General features: G+C 62.4%; 1 protein-coding gene. It reads right to left on the minus strand.

All coding sequences use genetic code 11. The annotated features are described in order from the left end of the window. A partial coding sequence (locus GTP44_RS27010; RefSeq protein ID WP_161021815.1) for a hypothetical protein occupies positions 1-255 on the minus strand: 255 nt, incomplete at both ends.

The raw sequence follows: 255 nt of genomic DNA on the forward strand, positions 1-255 counted from the left end.
GATCTGGTTGGTGCTCAGCGCGTTCAGGTTGTCGGTGCCGATGGCGGCGAACTGGCCGCTGGTCAGCGCTTGTACCTGGTCGGTGGTCAGCACCTTGAACTGGTCGCTGCTCAGCGTGGCGATGATGCTGGTTTTCAGGCCGACGAGGTCGCGGGTTTCGATGGCCGCGATATTGTTGGTCGACAGCGCGTTGAACTGCGACGAGTTCCAGCCGCTGAACTGCGCCGAACCCATGGCGACGATCTGGTCGGTGCT

Source organism: Duganella lactea, from assembly GCF_009857505.1.
GTDB classification, from domain to species: domain Bacteria; phylum Pseudomonadota; class Gammaproteobacteria; order Burkholderiales; family Burkholderiaceae_D; genus Rugamonas; species Rugamonas lactea.